This is a genomic window from Allomuricauda sp. ARW1Y1, assembly GCF_013407935.1.
GTDB lineage: Bacteria > Bacteroidota > Bacteroidia > Flavobacteriales > Flavobacteriaceae > Flagellimonas.
Genome location: NZ_JACBZU010000003.1, coordinates 1 through 18,319, shown reverse-complemented (window position 1 = coordinate 18,319; position 18,319 = coordinate 1). Strand labels below are relative to the sequence as shown.

At 43.9% G+C, this 18,319-nt stretch carries 16 protein-coding genes; 12 read left to right on the top strand and 4 right to left on the bottom strand.

Annotated elements, in window-relative coordinates; all coding sequences use genetic code 11:
- Positions 1-9: 9 nt before the first annotated feature.
- Entirely contained in the window at positions 10-2,415 is a 2,406-nt protein-coding gene (locus tag GGE08_RS09185; RefSeq protein WP_179384600.1) for an aminotransferase class I/II-fold pyridoxal phosphate-dependent enzyme, read from the bottom strand.
- 196 nt (positions 2,416-2,611) lie between these two features.
- Here GGE08_RS09185 and GGE08_RS09180 point away from each other — a divergent pair, with 196 nt between their 5' ends.
- From GGE08_RS09180 to GGE08_RS09165, 4 genes are all read left to right on the top strand, one after another.
- Positions 2,612-3,010 carry a hypothetical protein gene (locus tag GGE08_RS09180; RefSeq protein ID WP_179384599.1) on the top strand — a complete coding sequence of 133 codons (399 nt, stop codon included), beginning with the start codon at positions 2,612-2,614 and terminating at the stop codon, positions 3,008-3,010.
- Positions 3,011-3,015: 5 nt separating this feature from the next.
- Entirely contained in the window at positions 3,016-3,942 is a 927-nt protein-coding gene (locus GGE08_RS09175; protein WP_179384598.1) for a helix-turn-helix domain-containing protein, read from the top strand.
- Between the two features lie 96 nt (positions 3,943-4,038).
- Positions 4,039-4,464 (top strand): MauE/DoxX family redox-associated membrane protein, encoded by a 426-nt coding sequence (locus GGE08_RS09170; protein WP_179384597.1) that lies wholly within the window; start codon positions 4,039-4,041, stop codon positions 4,462-4,464.
- Between the two features lie 82 nt (positions 4,465-4,546).
- Positions 4,547-4,786 carry a DUF6520 family protein gene (locus tag GGE08_RS09165; protein ID WP_179384596.1) on the top strand — a complete coding sequence of 80 codons (240 nt, stop codon included), beginning with the start codon at positions 4,547-4,549 and terminating at the stop codon, positions 4,784-4,786.
- 129 nt (positions 4,787-4,915) lie between these two features.
- On the opposite strand, the gene GGE08_RS09160 is transcribed toward GGE08_RS09165, so the two are convergent.
- Genes GGE08_RS09160 through GGE08_RS09150 form a run of 3 tightly spaced genes read right to left on the bottom strand, consistent with a single transcriptional unit; the run spans position 4,916 to position 11,690 of the window.
- Positions 4,916-7,183, bottom strand: coding sequence for a zinc-dependent metalloprotease (locus GGE08_RS09160; protein ID WP_179384595.1), 2,268 nt, complete (start codon positions 7,181-7,183; stop codon positions 4,916-4,918).
- A gap of 53 nt (positions 7,184-7,236) precedes the next feature.
- On the bottom strand, positions 7,237-8,643 hold the full coding sequence (locus GGE08_RS09155; protein ID WP_179384594.1) for a RagB/SusD family nutrient uptake outer membrane protein: 1,407 nt from the start codon (positions 8,641-8,643) through the stop codon (positions 7,237-7,239).
- Positions 8,644-8,660: 17 nt separating this feature from the next.
- Positions 8,661-11,690: a SusC/RagA family TonB-linked outer membrane protein gene (locus GGE08_RS09150; RefSeq protein WP_179384593.1), complete on the bottom strand. Its 3,030-nt coding sequence runs from the start codon at positions 11,688-11,690 to the stop codon at positions 8,661-8,663.
- 775 nt (positions 11,691-12,465) lie between these two features.
- On the opposite strand from GGE08_RS09150, the gene GGE08_RS09145 reads away from it, so the two are divergent.
- The 8 genes from GGE08_RS09145 (at position 12,466) to GGE08_RS09110 (ending at position 18,231) form a co-directional block, all read left to right on the top strand.
- Positions 12,466-12,792, top strand: coding sequence for a helix-turn-helix domain-containing protein (locus GGE08_RS09145; RefSeq protein WP_179384592.1), 327 nt, complete (start codon positions 12,466-12,468; stop codon positions 12,790-12,792).
- A 212-nt stretch (positions 12,793-13,004) separates the two neighbouring features.
- Positions 13,005-13,547, top strand: coding sequence for a toll/interleukin-1 receptor domain-containing protein (locus tag GGE08_RS09140; protein ID WP_179384591.1), 543 nt, complete (start codon positions 13,005-13,007; stop codon positions 13,545-13,547).
- A 4-nt stretch (positions 13,548-13,551) separates the two neighbouring features.
- Positions 13,552-13,953: a hypothetical protein gene (locus GGE08_RS09135; protein ID WP_179384590.1), complete on the top strand. Its 402-nt coding sequence runs from the start codon at positions 13,552-13,554 to the stop codon at positions 13,951-13,953.
- A 1-nt stretch (position 13,954) separates the two neighbouring features.
- The gene (locus GGE08_RS09130; RefSeq protein ID WP_179384589.1) at positions 13,955-14,530 is read left to right on the top strand and encodes a TIR domain-containing protein; all 576 of its coding nucleotides are present in this window, start codon (positions 13,955-13,957) and stop codon (positions 14,528-14,530) included.
- A 157-nt stretch (positions 14,531-14,687) separates the two neighbouring features.
- On the top strand, positions 14,688-15,557 hold the full coding sequence (locus GGE08_RS09125; RefSeq protein ID WP_179384588.1) for a hypothetical protein: 870 nt from the start codon (positions 14,688-14,690) through the stop codon (positions 15,555-15,557).
- A 290-nt stretch (positions 15,558-15,847) separates the two neighbouring features.
- Entirely contained in the window at positions 15,848-16,414 is a 567-nt protein-coding gene (locus tag GGE08_RS09120; protein ID WP_179384587.1) for a hypothetical protein, read from the top strand.
- A gap of 5 nt (positions 16,415-16,419) precedes the next feature.
- A complete protein-coding gene (locus GGE08_RS09115) occupies positions 16,420-17,643 on the top strand; it encodes a DUF4407 domain-containing protein (protein ID WP_179384586.1) in 1,224 nt (407 codons plus the stop codon).
- Positions 17,644-17,658: 15 nt separating this feature from the next.
- The gene (locus GGE08_RS09110) at positions 17,659-18,231 is read left to right on the top strand and encodes a DUF4407 domain-containing protein (protein WP_179384585.1); all 573 of its coding nucleotides are present in this window, start codon (positions 17,659-17,661) and stop codon (positions 18,229-18,231) included.
- Positions 18,232-18,319 lie beyond the last annotated feature (88 nt).

The window sequence follows — 18,319 nt, the reverse complement described above, 5'->3', positions numbered from 1 at the left end:
AACGGTGCCTTACTGCTGCCCTTCCAACACCCCCAATGCTTCCAAGATAAAATTGTCACGGGTTTGGATATAGGCATATTTTTCCTGCACGATGGCGCCGAGCTTCCGCTTCTCAAAGGCAGCGGTCATTCCAAAATCAATTCTTGGAATACCAAGAACTATGGCCCGTTCAATGGTACGATAGAGCAATTGACGATATACCGCATATTGCTCCAAAGCCCCGTAATCCATACCGACAAAGGCAGGGACATACACCTGTTCGGTATTGTTGTAACAGAACATGACGCCCAACAATCGATTTGGCTCATCCAAGGGGGTGAGTATAATGAATTCCCATAAGGGGCTATTATTCATCCGTTCGAATAATACATCCGGAAAGGAATAGGTATTCAGCCCTAGGTTATGTGACTGGACCTCGGCAAAGAGCTTTCCGGCCTGCACCAGTTCTACACGGGTCAGCTTGGAAACCACTTGGCAACGAACTTTACCAAGAAAAGGTTCGATATCCTTTCTAAAATGCCTTCTGTTCCTGGATGACAGACCTTGCATATAGGCATCTATGGAAGATATCCCCAAAAAATCCACCGTGCAGGTATTGGGCATCTGCACCCGTAGAAACCCATGACCATACAACGGATCGTTCCAAGGACTTTCCTTGGGAAAATCCCGAAGAACGGTCATCTTGGCCCCCAATACCCTTTCCTGGTTCTCCATAAAATTCAAATAGGCATTCAAGGCCTGTTCAGCCAAAGGATGTGATGTATCCCAATACCTATGGTCTCCCTCTGTGAACAAACAGCCCATGGAAAGCACAAGGGACGACAGATGGTAGGGATTGGCCATTCGTTCGGCCTCTATGGACTTCGATACGTCTGAAGGCGCCAACATATCGTCCTTCCACAGGGAAAGGCAAAGAAAGGTCATCAAAACGGGTCGACTATCGGCATCCCGGATGACCACATAGCGAAACGACCAATTGTGTTCTTTTTTGGCATGGCCTTGAAATACGGATTCCAAGAATTGAAGTCCATCCCAATCGTACACGCCCCGTCCATCCATGTATCGGTTCCATTCTTCCTTGTCCACTTCATGGATGGATGCCTTTGACTCAAGGGTCAATCCCTCCAATAAAAGGGAATCTCCCATGGTGTTGACCTCCAATCCAAAGGCATGGAACACCCGTTCGGAAGTCGTTCCGGTTTCCTCCAAAGCCTTGGGAAAATGGTACGCCATGGCATCGACCAAGGCTTTGATTTCGGGCTTTTCATTATGCCTGGAAATGGTGATCCGCACCCCGGTATTCTTGACCGGGACTGCTGGAAATATACCAAGGTTCACAAAGAACCCCTCCCCCATCAATCGGTTAACAAAATCATATCCAGTCTTGGGCATGCCCGTCCCAATATAAAAGACCGGGGATGCATTGGCATCGATCAAGGGCAATTGGCTCCGTCCCAGGCAGTGGTTGAAATAATCGATCCGTTGGCGAAGTTCCTCCTGCAGCTCGTAAATCTCTGGAGATAGGTGAATCTGGGCCGAAGCCAATGCAGCGGCCACCGAAGCTGGCTCCAATTGGGCCGAAAAGGTCAATGGTCCTCCAAAGGTCTTGATTTTATCGTACAGCTTGGCATTGGAACAGGCTAGAACAGCACCGCTGGCCCCAAAGGTTTTACTTAAGGTCCCGAACAACAGCACATTTTCGGGTAGTTCCGTTAGCTGGTCCAACACATAACCCGTCCCGTTCTTCCCGATCCAACTCATCCCATGGACATCATCAAAATAGAAATGTAGCTGTGGATAGGTTTTGGACAGTGCCATTAATTCCGATATGGGGGCATAATCCCCGTACATGGAATAAATACCATCGGCCATATACCAGATCCGTTGCTTACTGCCCCGATACTTTTTGATCTTGTCCTCTAGCATCCCCAAATGATTATGGCGTATCATTTCAATAGGCACACTTCGGGTCTTTAACATCTTGGCTGCATTTTGCACGCTCCAATGCACCTGATGGTCGAAAATGATCACATCGTCATCGTCCACCGCACTGGGGATGACCCCCATATGGCCAAGTGTGCTGTTCTTCGTGATCACGATCGGTTGGCCATACATTTGACCCACGGCCTCTTCCAATTGGGCATACAACGGATGGGAGATATAGGATTTGGAGAGCGGGAACTGGGTCCCGAACCGTTCAATGGCCGCAATGGCCGCCTCCTTTAAGCGGGCATCCTGTTCCAGGCCCAGGTAGCCCGTCGTACCAAAATGGTAGAGGTCCCTGCCCTTCACCTTTATGGTGCGTCCAGAAAGGGAATCCCCTCCGGCATACAGGTGTAAGACCCCAGCTTGTTTGGCATCGGTAAATACTTCATGAACGGTGTTCAAAAAATTGTGGTGTTTGATCTTTGCCATATCGTTTAGTGTAAAATGTCCTAAAAAGTAATGGCAATTGTCAGATTATATCCCTAATCCTATTCAAATAATCCCTTTGGGATAACATATAATCCTTTTTGGATAACAAATCCCTTTATATATGGTAATCAACACCTTATAAAAATAGAAGTTACAATATTTTTATAAATTTAGACCGTTTACCAGTTTTCAGGATATGAAGGAAACGCATGAAAATAGTTTCGCAGTGTATCTGCTGACCGATGACTTGCTGTACATCATATACAAGCGTGTCCCTTGTATCGACCTAAAGGCAGCACAACGGGTGGTACAGGATCGCATGGACCTGCAGAAGGGCAAGGAGATGCCCGTGCTATGTGACATCCGTGCGGTCAGGATGATTGACAAACCGGCCAGGGATTACTTGGCCCTGGAGGGCTCCCTTTGGATCAAGGCATTGGCCTTTTTGATCGATCCCCCGATCACCGATATGATCAGTTCCTTTTATCTAGGGACCCATGCACAAAAGGTACCCACCCGGGCCTTTACCGAAAAATCGGAGGCCTTGGCCTTTTTGGGCATTGATTCTTCCAACGATGATGAACCTAACTATTGAATTTTATGGCAGATGAAGATGATTTCAGGGTCAAGCGTATCCAAAAGATGCTGTTGGAAATGGCCAAGGGCAACTTTTTCTACAGCCTGGAACCCTCCGAACAGAATGACAACATCGCTGCCTTGGTCCTAATGCTCAACATGGTCAATGAGGAGATCAGGGCATCCTTTATCCATCAGGGCTTTGCCAATGCCCACCATGCGCCCCAATGCATCATACAACTATCCTTCCTGTTGGATTCACAGGGCACCATCGAAATGGTCACCAAAAACACCTGCTCCCTCTTATCCTGTCTCCCCCGAGATCTTATCGGCAAACCCATCACCCAATTCATGACCGAAAGCATACAAACCAAATGGGCGAAAAAATGGCCCAAATTGTTCAAAAAGCATCCATACGACACCAAGCTCCATCTGGAATTGCTCACCCATGAAGGACTGACCATCAAACAGGATTTCAACGTGTCGGCCTTCGATACCTTGGACGATACCGGCAAGAAACTATTATTGGATTCCGTGTTCTTTGTGAAAGGAGAGCCCTTCGCCAAGGGAATCCCCAAAAACAAGCTGATGGTCACCAAGGGCACCAAACGCCATAAGGTCAAAATGGACCATAAGGACATTCAGATCATTAGGGACCTCCATGATATGATCATCAACAATCTGGAAAAGGACCTTCCCGGACTCCATGAACTGGCCCGGCAAATGGGCACCAATGAATACAAACTCAAATACGGTTTCAAGCAGATGTACGGTACGACCATCTTCCGCTTCCTCACCCAGGAACGCCTTCGAAAGGCCAAGACCTTGATACAGTACAGTACCCTTACCATCAAACAGGTGGCCCAAATGACAGGCTTTAAGAGCAAGACCCATTTCTCCAGGGCCTTTAAGGACAAATACGGGCTCACCCCTACCGCCATGAGAGACTAAATCGAAACATATCAAGTATTTAATCCCTTTCGGATAACATAAACTCCCCTACAGATATATGGGACTCCCGAACTTTGTCATATCCAAACAAAAGGTATGGCGTCCAAAAAGATATATCGAACCATTGTCCCCACGGCCAGTCTCCTATTGGTGCTGTTATTCGTGTACACGGCCACCAGCAAACTATTGGACTTGGATACTTTCGAGTGGCGGTTGGCACAAATGCCCTACCTATCTGCCTATGCCGATCTTCTCCAATGGAGCGTTCCCTTTTCGGAACTCACCATAACAAGCCTCTTATTGTTGCCGAGGTTCAGAACCCTTGGGCTGTATGCCAGCTTCACCTTGCTTGGTCTGTTCACGATATATATCATCACCGTCCTAACGTCCGATCATCCCACGCCCTGCTCCTGTGGGGGTATCATTTCCTCATTGGGGTGGCGCGAACACATACTGTTCAATGGAGCCTTTATGCTTATGGCATTAGGGGCCATCCTACAGTCCGGACGACAAACCAAATGACCGTCAGAAAAACAAAACTGCGCAGCTGAGGGGAAGCCGAAAACCTCACCTAGAGTAGGCATCATTCTTAATACATAGAACAATGAAAAAATCATTTTTAAAAATCGTTTTACCGGCCTTTGCCATCATCATGGCGGTCGGATTGGCCTTTGCCACAGAAGAGGATAATAGCACCCAAACGGGCTATTATGATCATCCCATATTGGGGGTTCAGCCCATCCAAACAGATTGTCTTGTAACCGGACAAGTGCTCTGTATGGAAGGACAGTGGCAGGTCTTTAAGGACCCTGAACTGAGCATTCCACTGTACATAAGGGAGTAATCAATGTCCCCTTTAAAACTAAAGGTGTCCCTAGGGACACCTTTATCACTAACTCAAAACACAACGAAACTTCAAGCCTCGCGGTCCTTTCCAAAATTTTGCTTGACTACAACAAATTTGCTTCATCCTTTAACCACCGGTCAACTCCTCCAACTTGGCCAAGCACCATGCCCAATGCCCCTTGGATCCTAACTTCTTATGGCGCTTCAAAGACTTCCGCAATAGACGTTTCAAATCCAACAGTTGTTCCATGACGACCCCTAATGAATGATCGGAATGCACAAAGGCCATCTCATCCACCCCAAATTGGAACCGCTCCTTTTGAAAGTTTTGGTTCCATTTTTCCAGGTAGAGCGCTTGAATGGCCTGCTTCCTGGTAGGCACCTTCCCGGTACCCTGCAACAATTCCTCAAAAAGCCGTTGCTGCAGCTCCTCGACATACCAGTCCAATGCCCCTTCAAAGCCCTCTAAGGTTTCCAGATGCTCCAAGCGTTTCATCCGTTGTGGTCGCATCAGTTCCATCAAGAGCAGTTTTTGATAGTTTACCACAAAATCGGGATGGCTTGAATACCGAATGTCCATGCCCAGATCGGGATGGGTCAACCATTGGGGAGGGTCAAAGGCTTGTTCCATGAAATAGTCCATGGCCTCCTGCTGCCTCCTAAAATCAACAGGGGTGTACATGTTTCCCTCTTGGTTCATGGATTTGTAAAACACCTCATAACCTCCCACCATAGAAAGCACATGTCGCATGGTATGGAACCAAAGTTCCAATCCCTGGGCATATATGCGTTTGCTCCGCGCCATATCCGTTCTCCCTTGGTTGGTATCGGGCAAGAGGGCCAATGCCCGCTCCAAATTGGCCAAGGCGCGTTTTGCCCCTCCCACGGGATCATTGGTCTCCACCACTTCATTGGTGTTTCCCGGGCCAATGATCTCATTAGTATTATTGTTATACCGATACCACGGCACGGTATCCTGCCACCGAATCATTTCTTCCAATCGATCCGATTTCTGCTTTTTGCCCCATCCCTCGGGGAACTCCGTATACGCCCATTGGATATAGTAGTGGTCCGTGGGACCTACCTTTTGGATCAACAAGTGCGGCGGAACACTATCTTTGGGCTGTGCCATATTATTGTGCCTGGCATAGGACATCACACTGGGGGTATGTCCCATCTCTTTGAGCCATTGCGCTTCGCCCATACGCTCCAAGGGGTATTGGAACTCCCCATAGTGGTTATCCTTGATACCAAGTGCATGCCCGGTCTCATGCGCCACCAAGAATTGGATCAGCTCCCCTGTAAGTGCATCGGGAAAAGGAGTGGTCCTCGCCCTAGGGTCAAGGGCAGCACAGCGCACAAAATACTCATCCTGTAACCGCTGTAGTGACGTTCCCAAGAGGATATCCGACTTTACGATTTCCCCAGAACGATGGTCAAGGACCAACGATACGCTCGATCCTCTTTTTTCCGCTTCCTCCCCCCTGATGTTTTTATTCCTTGCCCAACGGATAATGGAGTTCCCCAAACTACGGTTTTCCCATGCATCCAAACTATCCATCTCCTTTACGATAATGGCACTTGTAAATCCGGCCGACTCAAACGCAGGGAGCCATTCCAGAACACCAGCCTTGACATAGGGCCTCCATTTCTCGGGAATATCAGGTGACATCAAAAAAGTAATGGGCTTTTGGGGCACACTCCGTTCACGGTCCTTAAACTTTTTGGCCAATCGCCATCGCCCTGTGCTACCAACCTTATTTTCCGTTTGGTCTCCGGTTCTATCCTGGTCCTCGACCCAATAGGCCATACGGTAGTCATAGGGCCTCGGCTCCATGGGTTCGGGCAATACCAGAAAGCTGAAAAACACAGGTTCCAAAAACGACACCCCCTCCTTGGACAACCCTATGCGGGTTTGCACCATCAGTTCACCTTCCTTATGCTTCACCCCGACCACCTCCGAGAGATGGCCCAACCGGGGCAAGGAGGACATATGCTGCCAAGGAATCGATTCATCCAATACCACTGATGTCATATCAATACGATAGGCATTCCCATCATATGCCATAATCGGAAATTCCCCAAGAAAGATCCTTTCCAGGGAAACATCCCCATTCAAGGGCAACCAGATTCCCGTCTCCGACCATACCCGAGGTTGCTCTAAAAACAGCCGCTCCCCTTCCCTGCGAAACTTCACATGCTTGGTATCATATTGGTTACTATCCCCGGTCCTTGTCCATAATAGGGTCTTTTCCAAAAGGGACGAGGGAACATCGACCCATAATTTGCCCTCCACTACTTGTGCCGTAAGAAAGGGAGTTGCTACATCGGATGCTGTACCATCTAAATCCTTCGCGGTTTGCGAATAGCCGCATACTGCCCATAAGGGTATCATCCATATTAGTATATAAACCAACTTTTTCATCCTATGAATTCTTTTGTCAAACATTAATATCCAGGGTTTTGTGGCAAGAGATTGGGATTGATCTCCAATTCGCTCTCGGGAATGGGCAACAGTACATGGGTATCCTCCCAATTGGCCTTCAATGGCGAAAGCATCTCCGCAGCCCTTCCGCTACGTTTCAGGTCCATCCAGCGCAGTCCCTGCTCCGCAAAGAGCTCCACGCGTCTTTCCCGATATATGGCCTCCAGCAGTTCCGATTGCATGACCAAATTCACATCCCCCAGACCGGCACGGTTGCGTACCGCATTGAGGTCCTGTCGGGCCCCTTCCAGATTCCCCAATTGTGCCCTGGCCTCTGCCCGGATCAGGTATTGTTCCGCCGATCGGAACACTATGGAATGCTCCAGGGATGCCGTTTCATTGAACAGCGCCTTGTATTTGTGGGCATAGGACAAGGTTAGGGTGCCATCGGTATCCGACAGCTCATCGGTCCAACTTTCCAAACGGTCATCCCCCTCCTCAAAGGCTTCCAATAGGGAGGGAGTAAGCGCAAAACGCTGCCCAGGAATGAACTGAATCACCAATTGATTGGCCTCTTGCGTATTTCTAAGGTCATTGCCCGGCCTGAACTGCCAAACGGTCTCCCCCGATTCCTTCAAAAACACTTGGTCCAAATCGGGTTCCAAGGGAAAGGCAGCGATCACTTCCCCTGCAGTAGCGGCGGCCAACTCCCACTGCTGGGTATATAGGGCCATTCGTGCCAACAGGGCACGGGCCACATCGGCATCGGGCACTACCCTATCCCCCACGAGAATATCCGCACCGTCCATCAAAGCGACCGCTTGCTCCAGATCCGCAACAATGGCTTCGTACACCCGATTAGACTCCAAACGTGAAACATTGGTGTTCACCACATAATCCGTGGTAGTGATATAGGGAACATCCCCAAAGACACCCACCAGTAAACTGTGCACATAGGCCCGGACAAACAGCGCCTGTCCCTTGTAGCGTTCCACTTCCATCGTACTCAGTCCCTCCGAGGCTTCCAATCCTGTAATGATATCATTGGCGGCATAAATGACCTGATATCCCTGTGTCCACCATCCCAAAAGCACCGCATTCTGTGGCGTCACCGTATGACGGTACAATTGGACAATATCACCGTTGAAAGCGTAATAATCCAGCTCGTCGGCATAGATGCCCAACAGGGTCGTAAAACCCGAATTCCCGGACACCATCCCATCTTCCCTTAGGGAAAAATAGAGATTGGCCAGGGCCGATTCCACCGTGGAGGGGTCATCGAACACCGTTTGAGAAACCAAGGTATTCTTGGGAGGGTCCACCTCCACAAAATCCGAGCAGCCAAGGGTGCCCAACAGTACTATCCATAAACAAGCCTTACACATCAGGCCCATCAAAAATTGTCTATTGCTATAAAATATCTGTCTCATAATTCATTTGTATAAGGTTAAAATCCCAACTGTAATCCCAAGGTCAACTGCCGTAACTGCGGTAAACGTATGGTAGAGGGCTGCTCCGGATCAGGCCCGGTATAGTTGGTGATGGTCCACAGGTTTTGTCCCTGCAGGTATACATTGATATCTAAGCGATCGCCCAGATTGGGAACGCGATAATTGAGCGTGATGTTCCGTAAACGGATGAAGGAGGCATCCGATACGGCGGCATTGCTTCTGGACTGCAGTGCTCCCGTATCCTCCCCGGGAGCAAGTCCGGCAGAGGCCAATTGAACGGTGGCCTCATCACCCGGCTCTTGCCATCGATCCAACAAACGGATGGGCAGGTTCCTGCGCGCGCCAGGCACCGCAAACGCCCGAAGCTCATTAAAGGCCTTTTGTTTCTTGAACTGGAAAAAGAAATCCAGCCCCAAATTGCCCCACCGGATATTTTGCCCAAAACCCCCGTAGAATTCTGGGGCTAGGTCCTCCAACCACTCCCGGTCACCCAGACTGGTGATCTCCCCGTCACCGTTGAAATCCTCGAATTGGTAGATACCCGTTTCAGGGTCCACCCCTAGGGATTCGTACAATCGAACGATGGTCAAGGGCTCCCCAATGATGTAGCGATCGGCAAAGGTGGAATCTTCCAGACCATCAAAGGCCACCAGCTTATTCTTGGGAACCGTCAAGGTAAACCGGGTGGACCATCCAAAATCCTTCCCTTGGAACATCATCGCATTGACATCTACTTCCACCCCGGTATTCTCCACCGTAGCATCAAAATTCCCGGTCAGTTCCGAAAAACCAGTGGTCGCTGCCAAGGGGATACCGATCAGTTGGTTACTGGATCGGTTCCGAAAAAAGGAGGTTCCAAGCCTCACCCTATCACGAAAGAATCCCAATTCCAGACCCACTTCCAATTTGGTGTTCGACTCCCATCCAAACAAGGGATTGAAAATGCCCGTAGGCTCTAAAATGCTGACACCGTTGTAATCAAAACCGGTCACATCATAGGTGTCCAGAAAGCGGTAATCCCCGATATTGTCACTGCCCGTGGTCCCATAGCTGCCACGCAGCTTTCCAAAACTCAACCAGCTGCTATTGGCAAAAAGCTTTTCCTCGGAAAACAACCAGGCCAATCCAACGGCCCCAAAATTGCCGAACTGCCTGCCCGGTCCAAATCGGGAAGAACCATCACGCCTACCCGTCAAGTTCAGGGTATATCGGTCCAAGAAATTGACGTTGACCCTACCGAACACTGCCGTATAGGCATACTCACTATCAGTGTCCCCCAGTACCTCCACGGTACTGGCCGCAGCAAGGTTTCGGATCAATTGATCATTGGGATAGCCCCTCCCCCGTTGCACAAACTGCTGGGCGGTTTCCTTTTGAAAGGTAGTGCCCAACAACACTTCTACATCGAACTTGTTCCATGTGGGCTTCCAACTGATCTGGGGCTCCACGATCCAAGATTCACGATCGGCCGAGTTGAGCGTCAATGAAGAATAGGTCTGCGACGTCAACCCACGTCCCGGGTTCACTGCGGAACTGGGCAAGGTCCGGTAGGAATCCAGTTGATACCTATTGTAGCCCAAACTCGTCCTCACCTCAAGATCGGGCAGCAACCCATAGGACAACAACGCATTGGAAATCAGCGTGTGGCTCGCCTGTCCGAAGCGCTCCTCCAAAGCAGCAAAAGGATTGTCAAAGGTATTGTCCTCCCAATTGAGGTTGCCCTCATCATCATAGATCTCGGGGGCATTGGGCTCCAAGGTATAGGCAACGTTCGTCAGGTCCGACCGAGGCATCAGATTGTCCTCTCGCGTATAGATCGTGGACAGATTGATCTTGAAACGCCCGTTATCGGACTGATGTGAAATATTGCTGTTCACATTGGCCTTTTTATAATTGGCATCCCCAGGGAATACCGTGGTCTCCTTGAGATAGGACCCACTGATCAGGAACTGGGTACGTTCACTGCCCCCGGAAACGGACAATTGCAGATTGTTCCGATAGGCTGTTCCCCCAATGAGCTCCTCCTGCCAATCGGTATACCGATCATTGTCCCAAGTCTTGATATCGGGCCACGCAAAATCAAAGGCGGGATTCTCCAAAAAGTCCCCAAAACCATCATTGACCACCCCTTCACGGCGCAGTTCCAGGTATTGTTGGGTATTCAACAGCTCCAGAAAATTGGTAACCCTGCCCAACGAACTGCTCATCTGGACTTGTAACCGGGTCTCCCCGGCCCGACCCTTCTTGGTGGTGATCAAGACTACCCCATTGGCCCCACGGGATCCATAGATGGCCGTGGCATCGGCATCCTTGAGCACTTCAATACTTTCAATATCATTGGGGTTGATGGCATTGAGCGGACTAATGTTCCCACCCAATATCTGCCCAGAAACATCATTGGAGCCCAAGGACTGTGAACTGATGGGTACCCCATCCACAATGAAAAGGGGATCGGAAACCCCATTGATAAAGTTCCTGCCTCGGATATCAATGGTAAAGCCCCCACCGGGCACCCCTGTGTTCTGAACAATGTTCACCCCGGACAAATGGCCCTGAATGGCCGCCAAGGGATTGCCCACGGGCTGTTTTTCCATCATTTCAGCCTTGATGGTGGCAATGTTCCCCGTACGTTCCCGCTCGGAAACGGTATAGTACCCCGCATTGAGCACCACCTCCCCCAAAGCGGTCACATCCTCCTCCATCACCACATCAATGCGGTTCCTCCCGGCCACAGGGACGGTCAAAGGGGCATAGCCCAACATACTAAATACCAGTACCTCATCGGAACCGGCCTCAATGACAAAGGAACCGTCCCATTCGGACATCGTCCCACGTTCCGTGGATTCCACCACAATATTGACACCCGCCAAAGGATTCCCATCAACATCGGTTACGGTGCCACGGACCACGTCCTGAACAGATAAAAACGTTCCAGCGGAAACAGAGCCCCATGACCATGGAGCCAAAAGCACATAGAAAAGTAAGGACAAAAAAGTCCGCTTTCCAATCATCGATAATTTCTTCATAATTTTGAGTTGTTTGATTAAACAGTTAGTGTTAATTGAATCATGCCTCTGGACAACTCCTACCCTGTCCGGAGGTTTTTTGTTTTCACTGCCCACAAGTCACCACAAAGTCGTAACTTACCTAGGGACCAAGGTTCAGGCTGAGGACACCCTGTCCAGGTACAAACCGTACCTAGAAATAGGACTCCTAAAAAGAAATGGACTATGAAAATGAATTAGGGCCGGATACCCCAAAAGTGTATACGTCAGTCATGGGACAAAGAGATAAAACGAATCCAGAAACAAAAAACAACGGATATCCCATAACTATAGTCACAACATCAATTAAATGGGATTCTTTGGCTTTTTACGAAACAGGATATCAAACACCGAGTGCGATGTCCCAAAAACAGGACAAAAACACGATGTGAACCCCACATTAAAAAGTTGCCAAATGTTTCCCATAAACCTAAATAAAGGTTAGCGACACATCGAAAAAGAAAAAAATAAAACCAAACGCCAAGAAACAAGTTGGGCGTGAAAACTCAACTTACCGCCTTTGAGGTACTGGTATACCCGTACACGAATAAGAGAGCTCACGCCCGGGTCGTGAGCCAATCTACTTATCCTCTCGTGTACTTAAAAATTACCAGTTTTCAAAAGCGAGATTCAAAGCGATAGCTTCAAATATTATTTATACGAAGAATCGCAAATCTATATAATAACAACGGCAATATAACAAAAATATATAATCATTCGCTATCGCGAACAGATATTTTTTTATGAACGTCTTTTTTTGAATAAAGTAAACAAGTTGCCACAGAGTAATTCAAATAAAATAGAATTAAAAAAGATAAACGCTTTAGTGAATAAGTATTTATGCAACTTTATCACTGAAAAATACTTTAGCCCATTTTATGATAAAGACGGCAACGAAATATCACAAAATGAATACTCCAAAGGTTGTGGGATCACCTCTTCAACTTTAAGTAAAATTAAAGAATTAGATGGCTACAACATTCCTTTGACCACTGTTTACAGTATTTGTCGTTTTGAAAATTGTTCCTTGCAAGATTTTTTTTCAGAATTTGAAAAGGAATATGGAACAAACATCCGGCCGTGAGGCAACAAAAATAACAGGTTTACTTTCCTTACAGAATTCCGTATTTCTTCTTGATAGGTATTTCTTACTTTTAGTTCAATTCTATCTTAATAAACCTTATAGTTTTGATATTGGTTATTTTAAATAACCAAACTTAGGCATAGCCAACCACGTTAGAATATATAATTAATGAAGTTCAGTATATAAACTTGTTAGCCACAAGCTGAAAAAAAATGAGCATAATATCTAAATCACGACTTTCAGAATATAGAAATAGTACACGCTACTATAGCAAGACAATTACTGAAAGTCTAAAAGAATTTAAAGCAGAAAGTCGATATTCTAAAGTGACTATTTTTCTGTCTCACAAACACGATGAAACAGAAGAACTTGATAGTGCTATCAGCTTCCTAAAGCGTTTTGGAGTAGAAGTCTATGTTGATTGGCTTGACGATGGGATGCCAATAACAACAAGCGGAATTACAGCAAACAGAATTAAACAAAAAATCAAAGAGAATAGAAAGTTCATTTTTCTTGCTACAGAAGGAGCAATAAGTTCCAAATGGTGCAATTGGGAATTAGGACACGGAGATGCAGAAAAATATATTGAACATATTGCCGTACTTCCTGTAAAAAACAATTATTCTGATTTTAGTGGGGCAGAGTATCTACAAATTTATCCTTATATATACGAGAGCGATTCTACACCAAATTCATTCTATGTAAAATATCCAAATGGTGATTTAAAAGGACTTGGAACTTGGTTAAAAAGTTAAAGAAATGGAAGAAAAGAAAATCAAACACCTTGAATTTATCCAACTGGTTATAACCAGAATGAATGTTAATTCTTTTTTACTTCGTGGTTGGTCAGTAACACTTGTAGCGGCATTATTCGCATTTGCAGCCAAAGACACAAATATCGATTACGTGCTGATTACCTACATTTCGACACCGCTTTTTTGGCTATTAGACGGTTATTATTTATCACAAGAAAGAAAATATAGGGACTTGTATAATCTAATTCGACAAAAAAATGAAAATGAGATTGATTTTGATATGAATGCAACGATAACAAACAATAATAAAAATAGTTGGATTTCGAGTACATTTTCGATTACTCAAATAATCTTTTATGGAACCCTAATCGCGATTACACTTGTGGTAATGTTTATAATCAATTAATATGGCAAAAAGAGTATTTTTTAGTTTTCACTATCAAGATGTTATTGATTTTAGAGCAAACGTTGTAAGGAATCATTGGGTATCCAAACCTGACAGAGCATCAGCAGGCTTCTTTGATGCTTCAATTTGGGAGTCAGCCAAAAAGACAGGTGATATAGCATTAAAGAGATTAATTAATGGAGCTATTAAAAATACCTCAAACACTTGTGTTCTAATTGGTTCAGATACTTTCAATAGAAAATGGGTAAGCTACGAGATAATGAAAAGTATGCAGGTAGGAAATCATATTTTTGGTGTTCACATCAATGGCATAAAAGGCAAAGATGGAAAGACAAAAACAAAAGGTTCTAATCCACTTTATTTTTTAGGCTATTCATTTTCTGACGATGGTACGAAAATCAATTTACATGACTATATAAATGGAAAATGGATAAAGTATCCTGATTTAGATGGTTATTCTGTGAATAAAGTGGATGAAAAGTATAGAAACAAAATTTACCGATTGTCAGAGGATTATCCAGTTTATGATTGGAATGGTGACGATGGATATAAAAATTTCTCAAAATGGACAAAATAAAGCTAGTGGCTTACAATGACTATAAACAATTGGGATAAAAGTGATAAAACGAAAGTATAAACATAAAACAAAAGTCGGTGCTAAACTGAACAGTTAGGGCGTAAAATGCCCAACTGTTCATAGCCAAACCGTTAGTAGTATTATGAACTAAGAAAACATGAAAAAAAACTATTTAACCATATTATTTTTAGCCATTTTACTTTCGAGTTGTGGAAAAGACCAAAAATTAGTTGATTCCGAACAAACTGTTTTAACGTTTTTTAAGTCGGTTAAAGATGGAAATGAAGAACAAATGAAAAGTTCTTATCCAAACATTTCGACTTTTGACAGCTACTTTAAATCTGATTCAATCAAAATTGTAGAATCAAAACTTGTCAATGACAGTTTGGTTTCTGTTTCAACTACAAATTACTATACCAACGGATTTGGTAAGCAATCAACTAAAGAAATTGAACTTTATCTTCTACCTGACTCATTGAATCTTTATAATAAAATAGTTGACAGTAAAGGACTAACTGACCATAAAGAAAATGAACTTTACAAGTTTGCTATTAACACTGGTTGTATTAAAGAAAATGATACGACTGATGTACAGAAAAACAGTAAATATATTGACGCCTATTTCCTTCAGTACAGATATACTGTAAACAAGTTATTGATTTTTAAAACAGATGTTTCTGTTGTTGACTGGAGTTGGAAAACTGGATATGGAGGTTCCGCTTCTGGAAAAGGAATTGTTAAAAACAACACAACATTTGACATTCCCAAGGTAAAATATAAAATAACTTATAAAGACCGGAATGGAAATCAAATCACAACTGACGATGGTTATATTACCTATGATGTTCTAAGAGCTGGAAGTTCTGAATCTTTCACTTTTTACACCAGCTATGTCGGTAGTCGGGCATCAAAAGCAAGTATTTCACTGGAGTTTGACGAGGATATGATAAAAGAGTATGTACTAAATGCCGATTACGATGGAGATGAATACGAAAAATATAAGTCGGAAAAAGAAGAAATTGAATAAAAACACCATGGCTAATAACGATGGCTATAAGTACTTGCTTGTTCTCGCATACTTCTGAAAATCCTCGCGGATTTGCAGTTTGGTGGGTACTTATAGAAGTAACTGTTAAACCACGCACCTATTGATAGCCGGAAACGCTTCATATCGGAGCCTGGCGCACGATACATTTGGTTTTTCAAATACAAAACCCAATTCTTAAAAAACAAAAAAGCTGTTTTATGACAACTCTCTATAACGACAAATGTAATTATGAACGATTAGCTAAATGAAGTAAATGCAAATTGATTTCTGTGAAAAAAGACCAACCAAACCAAATGAACATAACCATCAAACATATAATACAATATCTCCACACTAACGCATTGTGTTCATTTCTGTTTGTTAAAAACCTACTTTTCTCAAGAAAGCTAAACCTTAATCATTTGGTTTATGCAACCCAATTAACCGTTCGAGGACATGAAACCGAAATAACTTGGAACGTTGCAGGTTGTCATAAAATCACCATATCAAACTTGAATGTCTTACCAGGTAACTTCTCTCATCAAAAAGTAAAATTAGAAGATAAAACATATAATCTGGAAATTACTTTCTATGGTATTGGCGGACAAAAACAGACCAAAAAAATCATCATAGAGTCCACATCGCCTTCATTATTGAATCCTTTTAGACCAAAAACAAATTTATCGAACTTAAGTTCAGTTCCGCTAGTAAGGAAAAAATTAAAGAAGACGCTTGATGATTCATTGATTTATCAAGTTCCAACAGAATTAAAACTAAACCCTCCTAAAATCTTTACTCAAAACTTAAAAATAGATTTTGAGCCGTTTATAAAATCCAACTATCCAATCAAACCTTAAAAAATATGGAAAGAGACTTCTACAATAGTCCTAAACCTTCAAAAATTATGCGCTTCTTTTGGAAAGCAGCTGGAGGAGACAGTTATATCCTAGAACGTTCAACCTATTCCGACCAAGTAAAATATATGTGTCTTGGTGGTATTATAGTTGCAACAGGTCTTATGGCCGCTTTGGCCGGTGGTTATGCTTTCTACACAATTTTTGAACCAAGAGGTTCAGCAATCGAAGCAGATACCGTAAGCTGGACCACATCCTTTATGTCAATAATATTCGGTGCTTTTTGGGGGTTGATGATTTTTAACCTTGATAGATTTATTGTTTCAAGTACAGGAACAGGTGACGGTACAGAGGCAATTACTTGGGGAGAGTTAAAAGGCGCAATTCCTCGCTTACTGATGGGAGCAATAATTGCGTTAACCATATCTAAACCAGTTGAAATCCGGATGTTTAAATCTGAGATTGATGCGGAACTTCACTCAGCGCAAATGAAAAAACAGCAGGAATACATAGCGAGTATTGATTCTTTGTACGCTGGTCGAATTCAAAATGAAAAGGAAAAAATATCGAAATGGGAGAACGAAATCCAATCAAAGGAAGAACGCTATGTTGAACTGGAAAATCAGTTAACCAAAGAAATGAGTGGCGAAGCAGGTCCGAGAGGTTACGGACCAGAGGCCAAAAAGATTGAACAGCAAATGAAAAGGCTGGATTCAGAAATAAACACAATCAAGAATAAGAACGCGCCATTAATTGAAAAGTCATATCAAAACATAGTCAAATTTGAAAAGAACAAACAAAAAGACATTGATAATGCTGAAGTGGTCGCATCTGGACTTGATGGTTTGTTGGAAAGGATTAAACTTGCACATAAGATAGCTGGCTTTTGGATTTCCTTATTTATCACACTACTCTTTTTAGCTATTGAATTAACGCCTATTTTCTTTAAACTAATGCTTATTAAATCGCCTTATGACTTCTTAAAACAGAATACCCAAGAATTAATCAAAGCAGAACAGGGCATTTACATTCAATACAACTATCATAAAGATAAAAACGGTCAAGAAAGAGACTTAATCAAGCATCTAGAATCCGAGAAACTATTGTTAGAAAAGAAAGAATTACTAAAAGCACAAGAGGAATTAACCCAGTACGCCATATCCAAGTATAAAGAAGATATGATGAAAAAAATTGACGATAATCCAGAATTGTTCATCAAATCTGAAGGCTAAAATTATTTGAGTGCAATGAAACTTAAAATGTTTTTTTGGACGCTTTCCGGTGATGACAAGAATGTTATCGGAAAATGTAATAAATCGACGAGAAGCCGATTCACTGGAATCGGAGTGCTTGTTGCGGTAATTTTTACCTTATGTTTTGTCAGTTGTTTTTTAGCATTTACAGGCTTACTCCAAAATTTATGGATAGGTATAGTTATCGGGTTGTTTTTTGCGTGGATGATAACCAACATTTATCTATTCCTACTTTATACTTTATCTAAAACCGGATTTCCCTACATTCCGAATAAAACTGCGCGTTTTATTTCTGTAAGCATTCGTTTAATTTTCATTGCTTTTATTTCCACGATTGTTTCCAAACCATTGGAAACTCTGGTTTTTTCAAGCCAGCTTTCTCAAGACATTCAAGTCTTCAAGCAAGAGAAAATAAACCGTTATAAACAATCAACAAACAATTACCTGGACAAAGAAATCAATGAATATAAAAAATTGCTTACCGGAACTAATGATGACTTCTACTTAAATCTAATTGAGGATAGAGAAAAGAAAAAATTGTCCTATACAAACTCTATGAAGCTGTAGCCTTCCCTAAAAATAGGACAGTTTAAAATTCAGATTTTCTAACTTTAAATTTTAACTGTCACATGAAAAAAAGCAAGTTTACCGAGAG